16 protein-coding genes are annotated in these 21,540 nt (G+C 35.0%); 12 read left to right on the top strand and 4 right to left on the bottom strand.

The features are described 5' to 3' along the window. Nucleotides 1-271 precede the first annotated feature (271 nt). The 3 genes from IRZ78_RS08210 to IRZ78_RS08220 form a co-directional block, all read right to left on the bottom strand. Nucleotides 272-1,078 carry an AraC family transcriptional regulator gene (locus IRZ78_RS08210; protein WP_194616056.1) on the bottom strand — a complete coding sequence of 269 codons (807 nt, stop codon included), beginning with the start codon at nt 1,076-1,078 and terminating at the stop codon, nt 272-274. 64 nt (nt 1,079-1,142) lie between these two features. Further along, nucleotides 1,143-2,558: an aldehyde dehydrogenase family protein gene (locus IRZ78_RS08215; protein ID WP_194616057.1), complete on the bottom strand. Its 1,416-nt coding sequence runs from the start codon at nt 2,556-2,558 to the stop codon at nt 1,143-1,145. 185 nt (nt 2,559-2,743) lie between these two features. After that, nucleotides 2,744-3,568 carry a universal stress protein gene (locus tag IRZ78_RS08220; protein WP_194616058.1) on the bottom strand — a complete coding sequence of 275 codons (825 nt, stop codon included), beginning with the start codon at nt 3,566-3,568 and terminating at the stop codon, nt 2,744-2,746. A gap of 175 nt (nt 3,569-3,743) precedes the next feature. On the opposite strand from IRZ78_RS08220, the gene rimP reads away from it, so the two are divergent. The 4 genes from rimP (at nt 3,744) to IRZ78_RS08240 (ending at nt 9,068) form a co-directional block, all read left to right on the top strand. Next, on the top strand, nt 3,744-4,208 hold the full coding sequence (rimP, locus tag IRZ78_RS08225) for a ribosome assembly cofactor RimP (RefSeq protein ID WP_194616059.1): 465 nt from the start codon (nt 3,744-3,746) through the stop codon (nt 4,206-4,208). A gap of 13 nt (nt 4,209-4,221) precedes the next feature. After that, nucleotides 4,222-5,469, top strand: coding sequence for a transcription termination factor NusA (nusA, locus tag IRZ78_RS08230; RefSeq protein WP_041516381.1), 1,248 nt, complete (start codon nt 4,222-4,224; stop codon nt 5,467-5,469). Nucleotides 5,470-5,517: 48 nt separating this feature from the next. Then, nucleotides 5,518-8,403, top strand: coding sequence for a translation initiation factor IF-2 (infB, locus tag IRZ78_RS08235; RefSeq protein WP_194616060.1), 2,886 nt, complete (start codon nt 5,518-5,520; stop codon nt 8,401-8,403). Nucleotides 8,404-8,558: 155 nt separating this feature from the next. Further along, complete coding sequence (locus IRZ78_RS08240) at nt 8,559-9,068, top strand: DUF4920 domain-containing protein (RefSeq protein WP_194616061.1); 510 nt, start codon at nt 8,559-8,561, stop codon at nt 9,066-9,068. Nucleotides 9,069-9,356: 288 nt separating this feature from the next. On the opposite strand, the gene IRZ78_RS08245 is transcribed toward IRZ78_RS08240, so the two are convergent. Beyond that, on the bottom strand, nt 9,357-9,746 hold the full coding sequence (locus IRZ78_RS08245; RefSeq protein WP_194616062.1) for an SPOR domain-containing protein: 390 nt from the start codon (nt 9,744-9,746) through the stop codon (nt 9,357-9,359). A gap of 219 nt (nt 9,747-9,965) precedes the next feature. Here IRZ78_RS08245 and IRZ78_RS08250 point away from each other — a divergent pair, with 219 nt between their 5' ends. Genes IRZ78_RS08250 through IRZ78_RS08285 form a run of 8 tightly spaced genes read left to right on the top strand, consistent with a single transcriptional unit; the run spans nt 9,966 to nt 21,361 of the window. After that, nucleotides 9,966-11,297 carry a c-type cytochrome gene (locus IRZ78_RS08250; protein WP_194616063.1) on the top strand — a complete coding sequence of 444 codons (1,332 nt, stop codon included), beginning with the start codon at nt 9,966-9,968 and terminating at the stop codon, nt 11,295-11,297. Nucleotides 11,298-11,329: 32 nt separating this feature from the next. Further along, a complete protein-coding gene (locus tag IRZ78_RS08255; protein ID WP_194616064.1) occupies nt 11,330-14,395 on the top strand; it encodes a TAT-variant-translocated molybdopterin oxidoreductase in 3,066 nt (1,021 codons plus the stop codon). A gap of 34 nt (nt 14,396-14,429) precedes the next feature. Continuing rightward, nucleotides 14,430-15,830, top strand: a complete 1,401-nt coding sequence (gene nrfD / locus IRZ78_RS08260; protein ID WP_055096849.1) for an NrfD/PsrC family molybdoenzyme membrane anchor subunit — start codon at nt 14,430-14,432, stop codon at nt 15,828-15,830. Next, nucleotides 15,823-16,347, top strand: a complete 525-nt coding sequence (locus tag IRZ78_RS08265) for a DUF3341 domain-containing protein (protein WP_056245298.1) — start codon at nt 15,823-15,825, stop codon at nt 16,345-16,347. The genes nrfD and IRZ78_RS08265 overlap by 8 nt, the downstream gene beginning before the upstream one ends. A gap of 8 nt (nt 16,348-16,355) precedes the next feature. Further along, nucleotides 16,356-16,901, top strand: a complete 546-nt coding sequence (locus IRZ78_RS08270; RefSeq protein WP_065448004.1) for a cytochrome c — start codon at nt 16,356-16,358, stop codon at nt 16,899-16,901. A 27-nt stretch (nt 16,902-16,928) separates the two neighbouring features. Then, entirely contained in the window at nt 16,929-18,323 is a 1,395-nt protein-coding gene (locus IRZ78_RS08275; RefSeq protein ID WP_194616065.1) for a quinol:cytochrome C oxidoreductase, read from the top strand. 19 nt (nt 18,324-18,342) lie between these two features. Continuing rightward, nucleotides 18,343-19,527 carry a cytochrome c oxidase subunit II gene (locus IRZ78_RS08280; RefSeq protein WP_194616066.1) on the top strand — a complete coding sequence of 395 codons (1,185 nt, stop codon included), beginning with the start codon at nt 18,343-18,345 and terminating at the stop codon, nt 19,525-19,527. 31 nt (nt 19,528-19,558) lie between these two features. Continuing rightward, entirely contained in the window at nt 19,559-21,361 is a 1,803-nt protein-coding gene (locus IRZ78_RS08285; protein WP_065448000.1) for a cbb3-type cytochrome c oxidase subunit I, read from the top strand. The last annotated feature ends 179 nt before the right edge of the window (nt 21,362-21,540 follow it).

A 21,540-nucleotide genomic window follows, 5' to 3' on the forward strand; every position in this document is an offset into this window, starting at 1 on the left:
AGAGGCTTTTTTTATGGGATAAATTTTTTTAAAATCCCAATTTTTAAAATCCCAATTTTGAAAATTCCAAATCCTAAATTTCAAATTTCAAATTCTGGAATAGATAGGGAATAGGTAAATATTGTAAAATTGTGTTTTATCTGTAGTCTGAGGTTTTAAACTTGGAGACAAGGATTGTGATGGTTTCTAAATTCATACAGTGTGGAATTTGACCCGATAGCGATAGCGAACAGGCGAAGCATTTTTTAAATTTGGAATTTTATTTCAATTGTTATTTAGAAAATAAAGAAGACGGAACAATACCAAATTTCTTTTTAAATGAAAATGAAAAATGAGACAAGTCTTCAAAGCCTACTCCAATATAAACTTCGGATGGCGATTTCCCCTGGTTAATTAAATAATAAGCTTCTTGTAATCTTTTGTTGAGTAACCATTTTCCGGGTGTTTCCTGAAATACTTTTTGAAAATCTCTTTTAAAAGTAGCTAAACTTCTACCTGTGAGATAAGCAAAACGAGTAAGGTGTACATTAAAATGGAAGTTCTTGTTCATGAATGCTTCAAGATCAATTTTGCCGGGCTCATTAAAATCGAATAAAATATCTTTCAGTTCTGGATTTACTTTAAGCAAAAGATGTACGGCTTCTTTTATTTTTAAATTAAATAAAGCTTCATTTTTTTCCTGTTCAACTTCAAGATAAGAGATCAGGGACTTCATAAAAGATTTGTAAAGCGGATTTGGAGCTAATGAAAGCATGGCTTCAGAATCGGATCTTTTGTTTATTTTGAAATTGTATTCGGCACTTATTTCACGTAAGATTTCCTGATCTAAGAAAAGGGATATTGTTTTGAATTCTCCTCCTTCGGGCGGAATTTTGACGAATTTTGCTAAATGATTTCTTCTGCTAAAACGAAAATCACCTTCTTTTGAAATGTAATTATTCTTGCTATCGGAAGCGATCATTTCTCCTGAAATTTGGTAGCTAAATACATGTTCCGGTATAAAATTCTCTCCTTCTCGGCTACGCGAATAATAGCAGGAATAGAGTATTTGAGGTTTTGTAGTTGATTTTGCTGTCATAACGTAAAGTTAATAAAAGATCCGGAAATCTTTATCAAAGAAGATTTTCCGGATCCGGGATTATTTATCGAATTAATGCTTTTGGTTCAAGATAAGCCTCAAGGCCTATTGTTCCAAATTCCCTACCTATTCCGGATTGTTTAAATCCTCCAAACGGAGCCATAGGATCATGTCCGATTCCGTTTATTTGCACACGTCCGGCATTTATTTGTGAGGCAACTTTGTGCGCTCTTTTTTCATCTGAGGAGCTTACATAAGCTTGTAGTCCGTATGTCGTGTCATTCGCGATTTCTATTGCTTCTTCTTCGGTTTTGTATGTTATAATAGACAAAACAGGTCCGAAAATTTCTTCTCTTGCAATTCGCATTTGATTGTTTACGTTTACAAAAACAGTTGGTTTTACAAAGTTTCCTTTTTCTAATCCTTCAGGCTTTCCTAATCCTCCAATTAAAACTTCGGCACCTTCGTCAATACCTGTCTGAATGTAGTTTTGAACGCGTTCGTATTGTTTTGTGCTGACCATTGGTCCAACTGCTGTTGTTTCGTTTTTTGGATCACCAACAATGGTGTTAGAGAGTACTTCTTTTATTATTTTTTTGACATCTTCAAGGCGGTTTTCAGGAACTAATAATCTAGTTCCGGCAATACACGCTTGTCCGCTATTCATATAAGCGGAGATGATAGCAAGCGGAATTGCTTCTGAAAAATTAGCATCGTCGAGAATGATATTAGGAGATTTTCCGCCAAGCTCCAGTGTGACTCTTTTCATAGTGTTTACAGCTTCTTTTGCGATAATTTTTCCAACATTGGTGGATCCGGTAAATGAGATCTTGGAAATATCGGGATTGCGGCTTATTTCTGCTCCAACTATTTCGCCTAATCCGTTAACGATATTAAAAACCCCTTTTGGTAATCCTGCTTCGTGAAGACATTCTGTAATTAATTGTGTTTGCTGGGCGCTCATTTCGCTTGGTTTTATTACAGTCGTACATCCTGCTGCAATTGCGGTGGATAATTTGCTGCAGATAAAACCATTGCTCGAATTCCACGGAATAATGATACCAACAACGCCAAGAGGTGTCATTTGAACTTCAGATTTCCCCATTGTTTTGGTGAAATCATAGGTGTTTAATAAGTTGATTACGGACTCAAAACCTTTTAGTATATAATCATAGCTAATTGTTGCAAATTGTTTTGTTCCTCCGTACTCTTCAATCATTACGCTAATAAATTCTTCTTTTCTTTTTTCGATAGAAGTCTGAATGTTTTGTAAGTATTGAATTCTTTCTGCTGTTGTGGTTTTAGAAAAAGTCTTAAAAGCTTCTTTTGCTGCTGCTATAGCTTTTTGTGTGTCTTTTTGATTTCCCAAAAGTACTTTTCCCAGTTGTTCGTTTGTTGTAGGGCTTATTAAGTTAAAATATTCAGTCCCTTCCGGAGTAATAAATTCTCCGTTAATGTAAATCTTGTCTATTGTTTTCATGTTGTATTATTTATGATTTTTATTTGACAAAGATCTGGATTAAGAATGCTGTTGACTTTGTTAGAAAGCTCAAAGTAACTTTGTTTAAAAGCTCATAAAAAAAGTCGTTTTTATAAAGAATAGAAGTAGGTGCGCAAAAAAAAGCCTCTCGATTTGAGAGGCTCCTGGGTGAGATATGTTAATTTTTAAATTTTAAATGTTATTACGGGTCTTACGGCGTGATTTACTAAGCCTTCGCTGATGCTTCCGTTAAAAAAGTGAGCGAAACCGGTTCTTCCGTGGGTGCACATTCCAATAATATCTGCGTTTATGCTGTTGGAGAAATTAATGATTCCTTTTTCGATATTGGTGTCGTTGTAAATATGTGTTTGATAATTGGTTAGGTTATATTCGGATGTAAAATCAGTCATGGCTTTTTCTGCTGCATGAGTTGGTTTAAAACTGTTGGGTGTGCAAATTGTAACCAGATGTATTTTTGCTTCAAAAAGTTTGCTCAGGTTTACGAATTTTTCAAAGGGTTTTTTGATTTCATGAGAAAAATCTGACGCGAAAACAATATTTGATGCATTAAAATTTGTGATGTCTTTTTTGATCACTAAAACCGGGATTTCTGAGTTACGAACTACTTTTTCGGTGTTAGAACCAATTAGTAATTCTTCAATTCCAGATGAGCCGTGCGATCCCATAACAATTAAATCTATGTCATAATCTTTGCTGACTTGTGAGATACCATGGATGGGTTTGTCCATTTTTACAATTTCGGTGATCGAAATGCCGTCTAAATACGGTCTTGATGAGACTTCGTCAAGCATTTCGTTGGCTTTTTTCATAAAAAGCATCGTTTCAGGAATACTTGCTCCTCCTAATACAGCATCGTTCATTTGGCTTGGCAGTTCAAGCATGTGTAAAACGATAATTTCAGAATTGTTTTTTTTGGCAATTTGTGCAGCGACTTTTAAGGCATTTTCTGCATGTTCAGAGAAGTCGGTAGGTACTAGAATTCGTTTCATAGTTTTTTGGGTTAAGTAATGTGAAATTCTGTTGTTTTAATGCTATAATAAAGATAAGAAATATTTTTAGAGCAATCTATTTATTTTGATTTATAAAAAAAACACTATATTTGCACCGTTATTTATTAAAATCTAAATAATGAGGGGACTAAGTGTCCCCTCTTTTTATAAAATTATGACATTTAAAGAAAAAGTAAACGGATTAATAGCAGAGGCTCTTTTAGAAAAGCCCTCAATCTTTTTGATTGATCTGGCTATCTCAGACTCTTTCAAGATTAGTGTAGGTTTAGACGGGGATAATGGAGTGGCGTTGCAGGATTGTATTGACATTAGTCGTGCAATCGAGAATAATCTGGATCGTGAAGAACAGGATTTTTCGCTTGAAGTAGCATCGGTTGGAGTAGGATCGCCATTGAAAATGACAAGACAATACATGAAAAATATTGGTAGAACATTGATTGTTACTACAAATAATGAAAAAATTGAAGCAGAATTAGTAGAAGCTAACGATGTTTTTATAATTTTGTCTTGGAAGGCAAGAGAACCGAAAAAAGTAGGAAAAGGAAAAGAAACAGTTCAAAAAGAGCAACAAATACCTTATACAGAAATTAAAGAGGCAATTGTTACAGTAACATTTTAATTAAAGAATTCGCATGGAAAATTTAGCATTAATCGATTCATTCTCAGAGTTTAAAGATAATAAACTTATTGATCGTGTAACGCTTATGGCAATTTTAGAGGACGTGTTTAGAAATGCATTAAAGAAAAAATACGGTTCTGATGATAACTTCGATATTATCATAAATCCTGATAAAGGAGATATGGAGATATGGAGACGAAGAGTAATTGTTGCTGACGAAGATCTTGATTTTGAGAACGAAGAAATTACTTTGACTGAAGCAAGAATGATCGAAGCGGATTTTGAAATTGGAGAAGAAGTTTCTGAAGAGGTTAAATTGATTGATTTAGGAAGAAGAGCTATTTTAGCTTTACGCCAAAATCTTATATCTAAAATTCACGAACACGATAATACTAATCTTTATAAACAATTTAAAGATATTATTGGTGATATTTATACTGCCGAAGTGCACCATGTTCGCCCAAGAGTTGTAATTTTGGTCGATGATGAAGGGAATGAAATTGTGCTTCCAAAAGAAAAACAAATTCCATCTGACTTTTTTCGTAAAGGAGATAACGTTCGTGGAATCATTGAAAGCGTTGAATTAAAAGGAAATAAACCTCAAATTATCATGTCGAGAACTTCTGAGAAGTTTTTGGAGAAATTATTTGAACAAGAAATTCCTGAAGTATTTGACGGTTTGATTACCGTTAAAAATGTAGTGCGTATTCCAGGTGAAAAGGCAAAAGTAGCGGTAGATTCTTATGATGATAGAATTGATCCTGTTGGAGCTTGTGTGGGTATGAAAGGATCTCGTATTCACGGAATTGTTCGTGAGTTAGGAAACGAAAATATCGACGTAATCAACTATACAAGTAATATTCAATTGTTTATTACAAGAGCATTAAGCCCTGCAAAAGTTTCTTCAATCAAAATTGATGAAGAAAATAAAAGAGCTGAAGTTTTCTTGAAATTAGAAGAAGTTTCTAAAGCAATTGGTAGAGGTGGTCATAATATAAAATTAGCGGGTCAGCTAACTGGCTACGAGCTAGATGTTATCAGAGAAGGTGATGTTGCTAGTGGCGAAGATGATGACGTTGAATTAACTGAGTTTTCAGATGAAATTGAAGGCTGGGTTATCGAAGAATTTGCAAAAATTGGTTTAGATACAGCTAGAAGTATCTTGAAGCAAGAAGTAGAAGATTTAGTAAGAAGAACAGATTTAGAAGAGGAAACGATTCTTGATGTTATGAAAATACTAAAAGAAGAGTTTGATAGCTAGTTATCTGCTCTAACAACACAACGAAAAAGGTAATAATAAAAAGGTTATATGTCTGAAGAGAGAGTAATAAGAATAAACAAGGTTTTAAGGGAATTAAATATTTCGTTAGAAAGAGCTGTTGATTATCTAAAAGATAAGGGGATTGCTATTGATGCAAATCCAAATGCGAAAATTTCTGATAGCGAATTTAATATCCTACAAAGCCAATTTGCGGGCGATAAGGGGAATAAAGAAGCTTCTAAAGAAGTTGGTGAAGAGAAAAGAAAAGAAAAAGAAGCTTTGCGTGTAGAACGTGAAAAGGAAATTGAAGACAAACGCAGACAAGACGAGGAACGCCAAAAGCAACAAGAGATTATAAAAGCGAGAGCTGTTGTAACCGGACCTGTGCAGGTTGGTAAAATTGATTTAAATCCGAAGAAACCTACTGTTGTTTCTCCTCCTGCTGAAGAACCAGTTAAGGTAGAAGAACCAAAAGTTGTTGTTGCTCCAACTCAACCAGAAAAACCTGTTCAGAAAGAAATTGTACAGCCTGAGCCAGTGGTTCCTGTTGTTTCTGAAGAGAAAAAGGTAGAAAAGCCTATTATTACAGAGAAAAAAGAAGTTAAAGAAGTGAAAGCAGAAACTTCAAAAGTAGCTCAGGAACCAGTTGTTTCAACTGACCCTGCAACTGCGGAGGAAACTATCACTACACAATATCAAAAATTATCTGGAACTACTCTTACAGGTCAGACAATTGATTTATCTCAATTTAATAAGCCTAAGAAAAAGAAAGAAGATCCAAAGATAACTCCTAATAAACCAGGAGCTCCGGGAGCCGGAAATAACGCTAATAAAAATAAGCGTAAAAGAATTGCTCCTAAACCGGGAACTCCGGGTGCGCCAAAACCTGCTACAGGTCATGCGCCGGGAACTCCAAATCCTAATAAAATTACACCAAATACTGGTGGTGGAGGTTTTAATGCAAACAGAAGTGCAAGACCAGGTTTTGTAAAAGGAAACCGTCCTGCAATTGTTGCTAAAGTTGAGCCTACTGAAGAGGAAGTAAAAAACCAAATTAGAGAGACTCTTGAAAAGCTTCAGGGTAAAGGTGGAAAATCAAAAGCTGCTAAATACAGAAGAGATAAAAGAGATACGCACCGTCAGAAATCTGATGAAGAGCAAAGAGCAATTGACGAAGGAAGTAAAACTATTAAAGTTACTGAGTTTGTTACTGTAGGTGAAATTGCGATCATGATGGATGTGCCGATTACTAAAGTAATTGGAACTTGTATGTCTCTTGGAATCATGGTTACCATGAACCAACGTTTAGATGCTGAAACATTAACTATTGTAGCAGATGAATTTGGTTACGAAGTTGAGTTTATTACAGTTGATATCGAAGATGCTATTGAAGTAATCGAAGATAAAGAAGAAGATTTAGTAGTTAGAGCACCGATTGTTACTGTAATGGGTCACGTCGATCACGGTAAAACATCTTTACTGGATTATATCCGTAAAGAAAATGTTATCGCAGGTGAGTCTGGAGGTATTACACAGCACATTGGAGCTTATGGAGTAACTTTAGACAATGGTCAAAAAATCGCATTCTTAGATACACCGGGTCACGAGGCGTTTACCGCGATGCGTGCACGTGGAGCTCAGGTTACCGATATTGCTATTATCGTTGTTGCTGCGGATGATGATATCATGCCACAAACAAAAGAAGCAATTTCTCACGCACAAGCTGCGGGAGTACCAATTATATTTGCTATCAATAAAATTGATAAACCAAATGCTAATGTTGAAAAAATTAAAGAGCGTTTGGCTAGTATGAATTTACTTGTTGAAGATTGGGGTGGAAAAATTCAGTCACATGATATTTCTGCAAAAGTAGGAACAGGAGTAAAAGAGTTATTAGAAAAAGTTTTATTAGAAGCTGAAATCTTAGACTTAAAAGCAAATCCAAATAAAGCGGCTCAGGGAACTGTAGTTGAGGCTTTCCTTGATAAAGGAAAAGGATATGTTTCTACAATTTTAGTTCAACAAGGAACATTGAAAATTGGAGATTATATGTTGGCGGGTAAACATCATGGTAAGATTAAAGCTATGCATGATGAAAGAGGGCATACTGTTCTTGAAGCAGGTCCTTCGACTCCGGTATCAGTGTTAGGTTTAGATGGTGCTGCAACTGCAGGTGATAAGTTCAATGTATTTGAAGATGAAAAAGAAGCAAAACAAATTGCATCGAAACGTTCTCAATTAATGCGTGAACAATCTGTACGTACACAACGTCATATTACACTTGATGAAATTGGTCGTCGTATTGCACTTGGTCAGTTTAAAGAATTAAACGTGATCCTTAAAGGAGACGTTGATGGATCTGTTGAAGCATTATCAGATTCGTTCTCTAAACTTTCTACAGAAGAAGTTCAAATTAATATTATCCATAAAGGTGTTGGAGCAATTACTGAAACTGACGTTATGTTGGCTTCTGCTTCTGATGCGATCATTATCGGATTTAACGTTCGTCCTGCTGGAAATGCCAGACAACTTGCAGATAAAGAAGAAATCGATATCCGTTACTACTCTATTATCTACGCTGCTATCGATGACTTGAAGGATGCGATGGAAGGAATGTTAGCTCCAGAGATGAAAGAAGAGATTTTAGGAACTGCTGAGATCCGTGAGATCTTCAAAATTTCTAAAGTAGGTTCAATCGCTGGTTGTATGGTGATGGATGGTAAAATCATGAGAAGTTCTAAAATTAGAGTTATCAGAGAAGGAGTAGTGGTGCATACAGGAGAGCTTGTTGCATTGAAACGTTTCAAAGATGATGTTAAAGAAGTTTCTAAAGGATACGATTGTGGTATTCAGATCAAAGGTTATAATGATATCGAAGAAAGAGATGTTATTGAAGCATACCATGAAGTTGCAATCAAAAAGAAATTGAAATAATATTCAATAATTATATTTTAAAGTCCCAATGAAAATTGGGACTTTTTTTGTGGTTGTTTTTTTTGTGAAATGATATTCCGGGTTAATTTATAATTAAAAAGAAGTGTTTGAATTGTTTCAAATTTTAATGTTATTTTTGATAAAACTATTTTTATATGAAACGATTATTGTACACTGTTGTTATTTTTATAAGTATTTCGAGTCAGTCTTTTTCTCAGGAAGCTGTAGAGAAAAAAGGACCGCCATCAGGTAATGCTGTAGTTGGGGATTATTATGGCGCTGATGTGTCTAAAATAGCTGAAGTAAAGGCGATTTCAGTTAAGGAATTAGAAGGTAAATTACAGCAAGAGAAAAAGGCGGAAAATGTTACTGTAAAAGGAATGGTGACCGATGTTTGCCCGAAAAAAGGATGTTGGGTGACTCTTAAAACAGAGGATGGGACTTCCTTTTTTGTAAAAATGAAAGATTACGCCTTTTTTGTGCCTACTGCATTAAAAGGAAAAAATGTTGTCTTAGAAGGTAATGCCGAGAAAGAAATAACGTCTGTAGAGGAGCTTAAGCATTATGCTAAAGATGCTAAAAAAGCGAAATCAGAGATAGATGCCATTACGGTTCCGAAAGAAGAAATAAGATTCTTGGCAAATGGAATAAAAGTGGTGAACTAGTCAGTTATATTTAAAGCTTCAATGAAAATTGGAGCTTTTTTTATTGGTAAAACTTGGGTTTAGAGAACTTTTTTTTTTAATTTTTGAACGTGAATTTACTAGATATCACAGCAAGGTTACCTGGGGTGTTTTAACTCGTGTGGGGAATATTTGAGTTAATTTTATCTATACAGTGTATGTAGAATATTTGCTTCAGTTTTTTTCTGATAAAAAGGTGTGTTTGTTTGCCATTAGGCAAATAAAAAAGCGAGATAAAATCTCGCTTTTTGTGTGTTTGATAATTGCTTTTTACTTGCCAGGTTTGATTAAAAAAACGCTTTTATATCTTTTTTTGATCTCTGCCAAATTGCGTTCTGCTTCTATTCGCGTTTTAAAATTCCCTACCATTACCTTATAATTTGGTGTATTGAAAATTATTGTTCCGTCTATAGTGTTAAATTCTCTTTTAAAATCCGATAACGTTTTCTTTGCTTCTTCGCTTTTGCCGCTAAAGATTTGAATTTTGTAAGTGTCATTTGTATTTATTGACGTGTTAATTTTTCTTTTATCACTCAATAATTGCTCAAATTTAGGATCTTGATTTACTATTAAATTTTGGTCTTGAGCATGAATATTATATGCTAAAGTGATCATTGTTAATGTTAAGAAAACTCTTTTTGAAGGGGTTAAAATTCTCATAATGTGATGGTTTTTATGCGAAATTACTATTTAAAGTTTGTATATAAAATTTTAATATTATTTAGAATTGATATAAATTGATATTTAAGAGTATTTTAAGGTTTTGAGAATAGTTCATAAGTCGTATTTTTGTGCAAGTTTTAAAAGAAGGTATTAGTTTTTCGTTGATTTGTTATAGAAAAAATCATACCAAAAATTAGTAGATAATTATTATACTATATGAAAAAGGTGGGTAACCATAATTCGATCTCAAGAAAATTATTACTTAGCTTATCGCTAACGTTAATTTTCTCCCTAACTTCATTTGCTCAAGAAGCTGCTGCTCCGGCGGCGCCTGAAGCTGCTGCTCCGGCTGCTGCTGCAGGTGGTGATCCAGTAAAAGGGAAAGAACTTTTTAATGCAAATTGCGCTGCATGTCACAAATTAGATGCTAAGTCAACAGGTCCGGCCCTAAGAGGGGTTGCTGCCAAACATGATATGGCATGGATTTACAAGTGGGTGCATAACAGCTCTGAAATGATTAAATCAGGGGATCCTGTTGCTGTTAAATTATTTGAAGAGCACAACAAGTCAGTAATGACTTCTTTTCCTCAATTATCAACAGGTGATATTGACAACATTATTGCTTATACTTCTGAAGTGAAAGCTGAGCCTGCTGCAGGTGCTCCTGGTGCGGCTACTCCTCCTGGAACTAATGTTGAAGGTGGCGGAATTTCAAATAACATTATTTTAGGAGCTCTTGCTCTTGTAATGGCTATCTTGGTAGTTATGTTGTTCATGGTGAACAAAGTGTTAACGAAAGTAGCAAGTAATAATGGTATTGTAGTTGCTCCAAAAGAAGCTAGGACTCCAATCTGGAAAGCTTTTGCTAAAAACCAATTCCTGGTTTTAGTTACTTCTATATTCTTGCTTTTGGCAAGTGGTTATTTTGTGTATGCGTACTTAATGCAAGTAGGTGTTGATCAAAATTATGAGCCAATTCAGCCAATTCACTATTCTCATAAAATTCACGCTGGTGATAACGAAATCAATTGTAAATATTGTCACTCTGCTGCTCGTGTGAGTAAAAGTGCTGGTATTCCATCTTTGAATGTTTGTATGAACTGTCATAAAAATATTTCTGAAGTTGCTGAAACTACTGCTACTCCTGAGTACAGCAAAGCATTTTACGATGCTCAAATCCAAAAATTATACGATGCTGTTGGCTGGGATAAAGCTAAACAGGAGTATACTGGAAAAACGCAGCCTGTAAAATGGGTTCGTATTCATAATCTTCCTGATTTTGTTTACTTCAACCACTCACAACACGTTAATGTTGCAGGAGTTGAATGTCAAACTTGTCACGGTCCAGTGCAGGAATTTGAGATCATGAAGCAATATTCTAAATTAACAATGGGATGGTGTATTGATTGCCATAGAAAAACTGATGTTAAGATGGAAGGTAATGCTTACTATGATAAAATTCATGCTGAACTTTCTAAAAAATACGGTGTAGAAAAATTGACTGCAGCGCAAATGGGAGGTTTAGAATGCGGTAAATGCCACTATTAATCGAATTATTAAGATTTTAATATTTATATACAATGTCATCAAACAAAAAATACTGGAAAAGTGTTGAAGAACTAGAGAATAGTTCTATTGTTGAGGCGCTTAGAAATAACGAATTTGTTGAAGAAATTCCTACTGAAGAATTCTTAGGAAATGCAGATGCTTTAGCTTCATCTGGAACTTCACGTCGTGACTTTTTAAAGTACGTAGGATTTAGTACTGCAGCGGTTACGCTTGCTGCCTGCGAAGGTCCTGTTCACAAGTCTATACCATATGTTTTACAACCAGAACAAATCATTCCTGGTGTTGCAGATTATTATGCAACTACTGTTTTTGATGGTTTTGATTTTGCTAACTTATTAGTAAAAACTCGTGAGGGTCGTCCAATTAAAATTGATAACAATACTATTTCTGGATCTAAGTTTTCAGCCAATGCTAGAATTCATGCGTCTATCCTGTCATTGTATGACAGTATGCGTTTGAAAGAGCCTAAATTGGACGGAAAAAATGGTAGCTGGTCTGCTGTTGATTTGAGAATAAAATCAAGTCTTGCTGAAGCAAAAGCAAAAGGCGGACAAGTGGTATTGTTGACAAATACTTTGGCGAGTCCATCTACTGAAAAATTAATTGGTGAATTCATTGCTAAAAATCCTAATGCAAAACATGTTGTTTATGATGCAGTTTCTTCATCAGAAGCGTTGGATGCATTCGAAACAGTTTACGGAGAAAGAGCGCTTGTTGATTATGATTTTTCAAAAGCTTCTTTAATCGTTTCTGTTGGTGCTGATTTCTTAGGAGACTGGCAAGGTGGTGGATATGATTCAGGATATGCTCAGGGAAGAATTCCTGCCGGGCCTACTGGATCTAAGAAAATGTCTCGTCACTTTCAGTTAGAATCAAACATGACATTGTCTGGAGCTGCTGCTGATAAGCGTATTCCTATGAGTAGTGCTGATCAAAAACAAGCTTTAGTTCAAATTTATAATATAATTACAGGATCTTCTGTAGCTAATTCTTTAGATGCTAAGTTTAAACCAGAAGTAGTTAAAGCTGCTCAACAGTTAAAACTTGCTGGTGCTAAAGGAGTATTAGTTTCAGGTCTTGAAGATAAAAATGCTCAATTATTAGTTTTAGCGATCAATCAGGTATTGGCGAGTGAAGCTTTTAATACTGCAGGTACAAGACAAATTAGAAAAGGATCTAATGCGGTTGTGTCTCAATTGGTAAAAGATATGAATGCTGGAAGTGTTCATACTTTAATCATGAGCGGAATTAATCCGGTTTATACTTTAGCTGATTCAGCTTCTTTTGTATCTGGATTGAAAAAAGTAAAAACGTCAGTTGCGTTTTCTTTAAAAGAAGATGAAACGGCATCTATAACTACAATTGCTGCTCCGGCACCTCATTATTTAGAGGCTTGGGGAGATGTTGTAATTACAAAAGGAACTTATAGTTTGACTCAGCCAACTATTCGTCCTATCTTTAACACAAAACAATTTCAAGACGTTTTATTATCATTAAACGGAACTCCTGGAAATTTCTATGATTATATCAAAGCTAATTCAGCTTCAATTATCGTAGGTTCATCTTGGAACAAAGTTTTACATGATGGTGTTTTTGTTATTGGTTCATCTGCTTTATCTGCTGGATCTGTTGATTATGCTGCTGCTGCAAGTGCTGTTGCAAAATCAAAATCTGCTGGAGATTTCGAATTAGTATTGTATACTAAAACAGGTATGGGTGACGGTCAACAAGCAAACAATCCTTGGTTGCAAGAGTTTCCTGATCCAATCACAAGAGTTTCTTGGGATAACTATGTTACAGTTTCGAATGCTGATGCTAAAAAATATAACTTATCAAATGAAATTGTTGCAAACGGAGGTTTAAACGGAAGTTATGCTACAATTACTACTGCTGATGGTTTAAAATTAGAGAACGTTCCTGTAATTGTGCAGCCAGGACAAGCTGTTGGTACAGTTGGTTTAGCATTAGGTTACGGTCGTAAGGCTGCTTTAAAAGAAGAAATGGTAGTAGGTTTAAATGCTTACTCATTATATAAAAACTTCAATAGTGTTCAATCTGTTACTATTGCGAAAGCAAATGGTGTTCATGAGTTTGCTTGTGTTCAGGGACAGAAAACATTAATGGGTAGAGGAGATATTATTAAAGAAACTTCTCTTGAGATTTTTAATACTAAAGATGCTGAACACTGGAACGAACAACCAATGGTATCTTTAGATCACGAAGAAGTAAAAGCTACAACTGTTGATTTGTGGGAATCATTTGATCGTACTACAGGACATCACTTTAACCTTTCTATTGACTTAAACGCTTGTACAGGTTGTGGAGCATGTGTTATTGCTTGTCACGCGGAAAACAACGTGCCAGTTGTAGGTAAAGCAGAGGTAAGAAGAAGTCGTGATATGCACTGGTTGCGTATTGACAGATATTACTCTTCTGAAAGTACTTTTGAAGGAGATAACGAAAGAAAAGATAATATAGCTGGTTTATCTAGTTCATTGTCTACATTTAACGAAATGGAAAAACCTGGAGATAATCCACAAGTTTCTTTCCAACCAGTAATGTGTCAACACTGTAATCACGCACCATGTGAGACAGTTTGTCCGGTTGCTGCAACATCTCACGGTCGTGAAGGTCAAAACCACATGGCATACAACAGATGTGTTGGTACTCGTTATTGTGCAAACAACTGTCCGTATAAAGTACGTCGTTTCAACTGGTTCTTGTACAACAAAAACAGTGAATTCGATTACCACATGAATGATGATTTAGGTCGTATGGTATTAAACCCAGACGTAAACGTTCGTTCTCGTGGAGTTATGGAAAAATGTTCTATGTGTATTCAAATGACACAGGCGACTAAATTGAAAGCAAAAAATGAAGGTCGTCCGGTTGCTGATGGAGAATTCCAAACAGCTTGTTCAAATGCTTGTTCTTCTGGAGCAATGATATTTGGTGATGTTAATGATGCTGAAAGTAAAGTTGCTAAATTGGCGGCTGATGATAGATCATACCACTTATTAGAGCATGTTGGAACAAAACCTAATGTGGTTTACCATGTTAAAGTTAGAAATACTTAGAATAAATTATTAATTAAGAAACATATAAAGGATTATGTCGTCTCACTACGAAGCACCCATTAGAAAACCTTTAGTTATAGGTGATAAATCTTATCACGATGTAACTGTAGATGTAGCTGCCCCTGTTGAAGGGCCAGCAAACAAACATTGGTGGATTGTATTTTCAATCGCATTAATAGCCTTCCTTTGGGGGTTAGGTTGTATTATTTACACCGTATCTACCGGTATTGGAACATGGGGATTAAATAAAACAGTTGGTTGGGCCTGGGATATCACGAACTTCGTTTGGTGGGTTGGTATTGGTCACGCCGGAACATTAATTTCTGCGGTATTATTACTTTTCCGTCAACGTTGGAGAATGGCAATTAACCGTTCTGCAGAAGCTATGACTATCTTCTCGGTAGTTCAGGCAGGTTTATTTCCAATTATTCACATGGGACGTCCATGGTTAGCATACTGGGTTTTACCTATTCCAAATCAATTTGGATCATTATGGGTAAACTTTAACTCACCATTGCTTTGGGACGTTTTCGCGATTTCAACCTACCTTTCAGTATCATTGGTTTTCTGGTGGACTGGTTTATTACCTGACTTTGCAATGCTACGTGATAGAGCAATAACACCTTTTAATAAACGAGTATATTCTATCCTAAGTTTTGGATGGAGTGGTAGAGCTAAAGACTGGCAGCGTTTTGAAGAAGTATCTTTAGTATTAGCTGGTTTGGCTACTCCTCTTGTACTTTCTGTACACACGATTGTATCGATGGACTTTGCTACTTCTGTAATCCCGGGATGGCATACAACAATCTTCCCTCCGTACTTCGTTGCGGGAGCGGTATTCTCAGGATTTGCAATGGTAAATACCTTGTTGATCGTTATGAGAAAAGTTTCTAACCTTGAGGCGTATATTACACTACAACATATCGAGTTAATGAACATTGTAATTATGATTACAGGTTCTATCGTAGGGGTAGCATATATCACTGAGTTATTCGTAGCTTGGTATTCAGGTGTAGAATATGAGCAATATGCGTTCTTGAACAGAGCTACCGGACCTTACTGGTGGGCATATTGGTCGATGATGACTTGTAACGTTTTCTCTCCACAATTTATGTGGTTCAAGAAATTAAGAACAAGTATCATGTTTTCATTTATTATTTCGATTGTAGTAAACATCGGAATGTGGTTTGAAAGATTCGTAATTATTGTTACTTCTTTACATAGAGATTACCTTCCATCTTCTTGGACAATGTTCTCACCAACATTTGTTGATATTGGAATTTTCATCGGAACGATTGGTTTCTTCTTCGTATTGTTTTTATTATACTCTAGAACATTCCCTGTAATTGCTCAGGCAGAGGTTAAAACAATTTTGAAAGGAACAGGAGATAATTACATTAGAGAAAGAGCAAATAAAGATACACATCATGAGTAATAAAGTAATATACGCCATTTATAATGACGATGATATTTTGATGGATGCAGTAAAGAAAACCAGAGCTGCTCATCATCATATTGAAGAGGTTTTTACTCCATTCCCAGTTCACGGATTGGATAAAGCTATGGGTTTAGCACCAACAAGATTAGCAATTTGTGCTTTCTTATACGGATGTGTTGGTATTTCTGTTGCAACAACCATGATGAGTTATATCATGATTCATGACTGGCCACAAGATATTGGAGGTAAACCAAGTTTTAGCTTCATTCAGAACATGCCAGCATTTGTTCCGATTATGTTTGAAATGACAGTATTTTTTGCTGCTCACTTAATGGTTATTACTTTTTATATGAGAAGTAGATTATGGCCATTCAAACAAGCTGAGAATCCTGATGTAAGAACAACAGATGACCATTTTTTAATGGAAGTTGCCGTAAATGATAACGAAGCAGAACTAGTTTCTTTCTTTGAAGGTACAGGAGCTGTTGAAGTTAAAGTAATTGAAAAGAATTAATTGTAGCTATGAAAAGGATATATAAAATAACACTTTTAGTTGGTATAACTATTTTAGTTTCATCATGCCACAATACTTCGGCACCAAACTATCAGTATTTCCCTAATATGTATGAATCTTTGGCATATGAGCCATATTCGGAGGCAAAAATATTTAAGGGTGGAAAAGAAGGACAACTTCCTGCAGAAGGAAGTATCAATAGAGGTTTTGAGCCTTATGAATATGAAAATTCAACTGCTGGTTATGAATTGGCTAAAGCTAATTTAAAATCACCTTTGGATTCTATCGAAAGAAATTCCGGAAAAGGAAAAGAACTTTTCGAAATTTACTGTATCAGTTGTCATGGTGCAACTGGAAACGGTAAAGGTAAATTGGTTGAAAGAGAAAAATTTCTTGGAGTACCTAGCTATAAAGACAGAGAAATCACTGAAGGAAGTATCTTTCACGTTGAAACTTATGGTTTAAATGCAATGGGTTCACATGCAAATCAATTAAGTGCCCACGAACGTTGGTTAGTTGCTGACTATGTTCTAAAACTAAAAAGCCAATTATAATTGTTGAACAAACTGATCGTAATAGATATGTATACATTTTCAAGTAAATTAAAAACTTTTTCTATCATCCTAATGGCCCTTGGTATATTAGGAATTGGATATGGTTTTTTAACTGCTCCTAAAGATATTCAAGAAGTTGAGAAAATTCTAGCTGCAGACGCACATGGATCTCATGGTGCTGCACATGAAGCAACAGCAGAAACTTCACATCAAGAAGCCGGACATCACGAAGCTGCTGAAGCTTCACATGATTCGCACAAAGGTGGCGAGCATGCAAAGGTTAACGCTACTGATGAGCACGAAAAACATTTAACACATGTATTGCACCAATTGCAAAATAAGCCTTGGTCAGCTTTATATGTTGCATGTATTTTCTTCTTGCTTCTTTCTATGGGAACTTTAGCATTTTATGCTATTCAACAAGTTGCTCAGGCAGGTTGGTCTCCGGTTTTGTTTAGAGTTATGCAGGGAATAACAGCTTATTTACCAATAGGTTCTCTTATTTTCTTTATTATTTTAATTCTTTGTGGATTACACTTTAATCACATATTTGTATGGTTAGGTGAAGGTGTTACGGATCCAACAAGTGCAAACTATGATAAAATTATTGCAGGAAAAGCAGGTTATTTAAACTTTACTTTCTGGATTATTAGAGCTGCTATCTTTTTAGTAGGATGGAATTTGTACCGTTACCAATCTAGAAAAAATTGTTTAGCTCAGGATGAAGCAAATGATGATCTATACTACAAAAAGAACTTTAAGTTAACCGCTGGTTTTTTAGTATTCTTTATCGTTTCTGAGTCTATCATGTCTTGGGACTGGATTATGTCAATCGATCCACACTGGTTCAGTACTTTATTTGGATGGTATGTATTCGCATCTTTCTTTGTAAGTGGTATTACTGCAATCGCATTAGTTACTGTATATTTAAAATCTAAAGGATATTTAGAATATGTAAATACAAGCCATATTCACGATTTAGCAAAATTTATGTTTGGTATCAGTGTTTTCTGGACTTATTTATGGTTCTCTCAATTCATGTTAATATGGTATGCTAATATTCCTGAAGAGGTAACATATTTTGTAACAAGAATTCAATTATACAATCTGCCATTCTTTGGTGCTGTAGTTATGAACTTTGTGTTCCCATTATTAATATTAATCAATACAGACTTTAAACGTCTTAGCTGGGTAATTGTAATGGCTGGTGTTGTTATCTTACTAGGTCACTATGTAGATTTCTTTAATATGATTATGCCTGGTACAGTTGGCGATAAATGGTTTATTGGAGTTTCTGAAATTGCATCTATACTTTTCTTCTTAGGTTTGTTTATTTTTGTAGTGTTTACTGCATTAACTAAAGCTCCTTTGTTAGCAAAAAGAAATCCTTTCATTGAAGAAAGTAAACATTTTCATTATTAATATTTAAAGAAGTAAACAGATGACAAGTTTGTTGGTAATTATAGTTTTAGTTTTATTAGCAGTTGCATTATGGCAATTGACCAAGATATTTGATCTTACTCAAGTGGGATCTTCTTCGGACGATTCTCAAGTTGCATCAGATAATGATAATAATATTCAGGGATATGTTATGTTTGGCTTTTTGGCTTTCATATATATATTTACAATTTACGGTTTACTTAAATGGGGTAATTTAGCACTTCATACTCCTGCTTCTGAGCATGGGCTTTTGGTAGATAACTTAATGAATATTACCTGGGTTTTAATTTTTGTAGTGCAATTTATTACACAAGGTTTATTGTACTGGTTTTCTTTTAAAAATAGAGGACACAAAGATAAAAAAGCATTATTCTTTGCTGATAGTAATAAATTAGAGGCAATTTGGAGTATTATTCCATCTGTAGTTTTGGCTTGTTTAATTCTTTACGGATTATATGCTTGGAACAATATCATGTTCGTTGACAAAGATGAGGACGTAATCGAAATCGAATTATATGCACAACAGTTCAAATGGACTGCAAGATATGCCGGTAATGATAATGTTTTAGGAAAAGCTAACGTTCGTTTGATCGAAGGTATCAATACTTTAGGTGTTGATATGTCTGATAAAAACTCGGCTGATGATATTGTAGTTTCTGAATTGCATATTCCAAAAGGTAAAAAAGTACATTTCAAAATGCGTTCTCAAGACGTATTACACTCAGCTTACATGCCTCACTTTAGAGCGCAAATGAACTGTGTTCCTGGAATGGTTACTGAGTTTGCTTTTATTCCAACTTATACAACTGCTGAATACAGAGAGTTGCCTTTTATGGTGGAGAAAGTTGCAAACATCAACAAACTTAGAGCTGAAAAAAGCGTTGAGTTAGTTGCTAAAGGTGGTACAGCTTTAGATCCTTATACATTTGATTATTTATTATTATGTAATAAAATTTGTGGAGCTTCTCACTACAACATGCAAATGAAAGTGGTTGTTGATACTCCGGAAGATTATAAAAAATGGTTAAGCGAAAAAACTACTTTAGCTCAGGATATTAAAGCGGCAGCAGCTGCTAAAGCACCGGCTGAAGGAGCAAAAGCGACTACAGATAGTACCGCTAAAGATACTGTTAAAACGGTAATTGATACTGTTAAAGCAGTTATAGCTAAAGTTGCTATGAAATAATATTTATTAAGAAAATTTAAAGTACACATATATGTCAGCAGAAGCGCACGGTCACGATCACGGACACGATCACGAGCACGAACATCATCATAAAGAAACGTTCATTACTAAATATATTTTTAGTATTGATCATAAAATGATTGCTAAGCAATACTTAATAACCGGTATTATCATGGGTATTATTGGTATTGCAATGTCCTTGCTTTTTAGAATGCAATTAGCATGGCCAGAGGAGTCTTTTAAAATCTTTAATGTTTTATTAGGAGATAAATTTGCACCTGATGGTGTGATGGCAAATGATATTTATTTGGCTTTAGTTACAATTCACGGTACCATCATGGTATTCTTTGTACTAACGGCTGGTTTAAGTGGTACTTTTAGTAACTTACTTATTCCACTTCAAATTGGAGCAAGAGATATGGCCTCTGGATTCATGAACATGATTTCATACTGGTTGTTTTTCTTGTCTGCTGTAATTATGTTATCTTCTTTATTTGTTGAGGCTGGACCAGCTTCTGCGGGTTGGACAATTTATCCTCCATTAAGTGCTTTACCACAAGCGATTCCGGGTTCTGGAACAGGTATGACTTTATGGTTAGTTTCTATGGCTATCTTTATTGCATCTTCATTAATGGGATCTTTAAATTACATTGTAACTGTTATCAACTTAAGAACAAAAGGAATGTCTATGACTAGACTTCCACTTACAATCTGGACATTTTTCGTAACAGCTATTATTGGTGTTATTTCTTTCCCTGTATTGTTATCTGCAGCTTTATTATTGATTTTTGACAGAAGTTTTGGTACATCATTCTTCTTATCTGATATCTATATCGCAGGAGAAGTTTTACATTACCAAGGAGGTTCTCCAGTACTATTTGAACACTTATTCTGGTTCTTAGGACACCCTGAGGTTTATATCGTAATCTTACCAGCAATGGGTCTTGTTTCTGAAATTATGGCTACGAACTCTCGTAAACCAATCTTCGGATACAGAGCGATGATTATGTCAGTTCTTGCAATTGCATTTTTATCTACAATTGTTTGGGGTCACCACATGTTTATTTCAGGTATGAATCCTTTCTTAGGATCTGTATTTACCTTTACTACTTTATTGATTGCAATTCCATCTGCTGTAAAAGCGTTCAACTGGATTACAACTTTATGGAAAGGTAACCTACAATTCAACCCTGCAATGTTATTCTCTATCGGAATGGTTTCTACTTTCATCACTGGAGGTTTAACCGGAATCATCTTAGGAGATAGTACCTTAGATATTAACGTTCACGATACTTACTTTGTAATTGCTCACTTTCACTTAGTAATGGGTATCTCTGCACTTTACGGAATGTTTGCTGGTATTTACCACTGGTTCCCTAAAATGTACGGAAGAATGTTAAACAAAAACTTAGGTTATATTCACTTTTGGGTAACAGCAGTTTGTGCTTACGGAGTTTTCTTTCCAATGCACTTTATCGGATTAGCTGGTTTACCAAGACGTTATTATACAAACACAAACTTCCCATTATTTGATGATTTACAAAATGTGAATGTTTTAATTACGACATTTGCTCTTGTAGGAGGTGCGTTCCAATTAGTATTCTTGTACAACTTCTTTAGTAGTATTTTCTATGGTAAGAAAGCAGTTCAGAATCCATGGAAATCGACAACATTAGAGTGGACTACTCCGGTAGAACATATTCACGGTAACTGGCCAGGTGAAATTCCTCACGTATACCGTTGGCCATATGACTACAGTAACCCAAATCACGATGTAGATTTTGTTCCTCAAAATGTACCAATGAAAGAAGGTGAAGAAGTTTTACACCACTAAAAATATTTAAAAAAAGACCATCTGAAAAGATGGTCTTTTTTATTTTTATAAATTCCAATATTTTAAATTCCAAATTCCAAACGTGTTTAGCATTGTATTAGAGTTTGGGATTTTAATTGAATGATGTTGAAGTTTTTCTTCTCTATATTAACGGAAAAGTGTTTGTCATCATGTTGGAA

Origin of the sequence: Flavobacterium sp. CSZ (assembly GCF_015350725.1) — a bacterium.
Taxonomy (GTDB): domain Bacteria; phylum Bacteroidota; class Bacteroidia; order Flavobacteriales; family Flavobacteriaceae; genus Flavobacterium.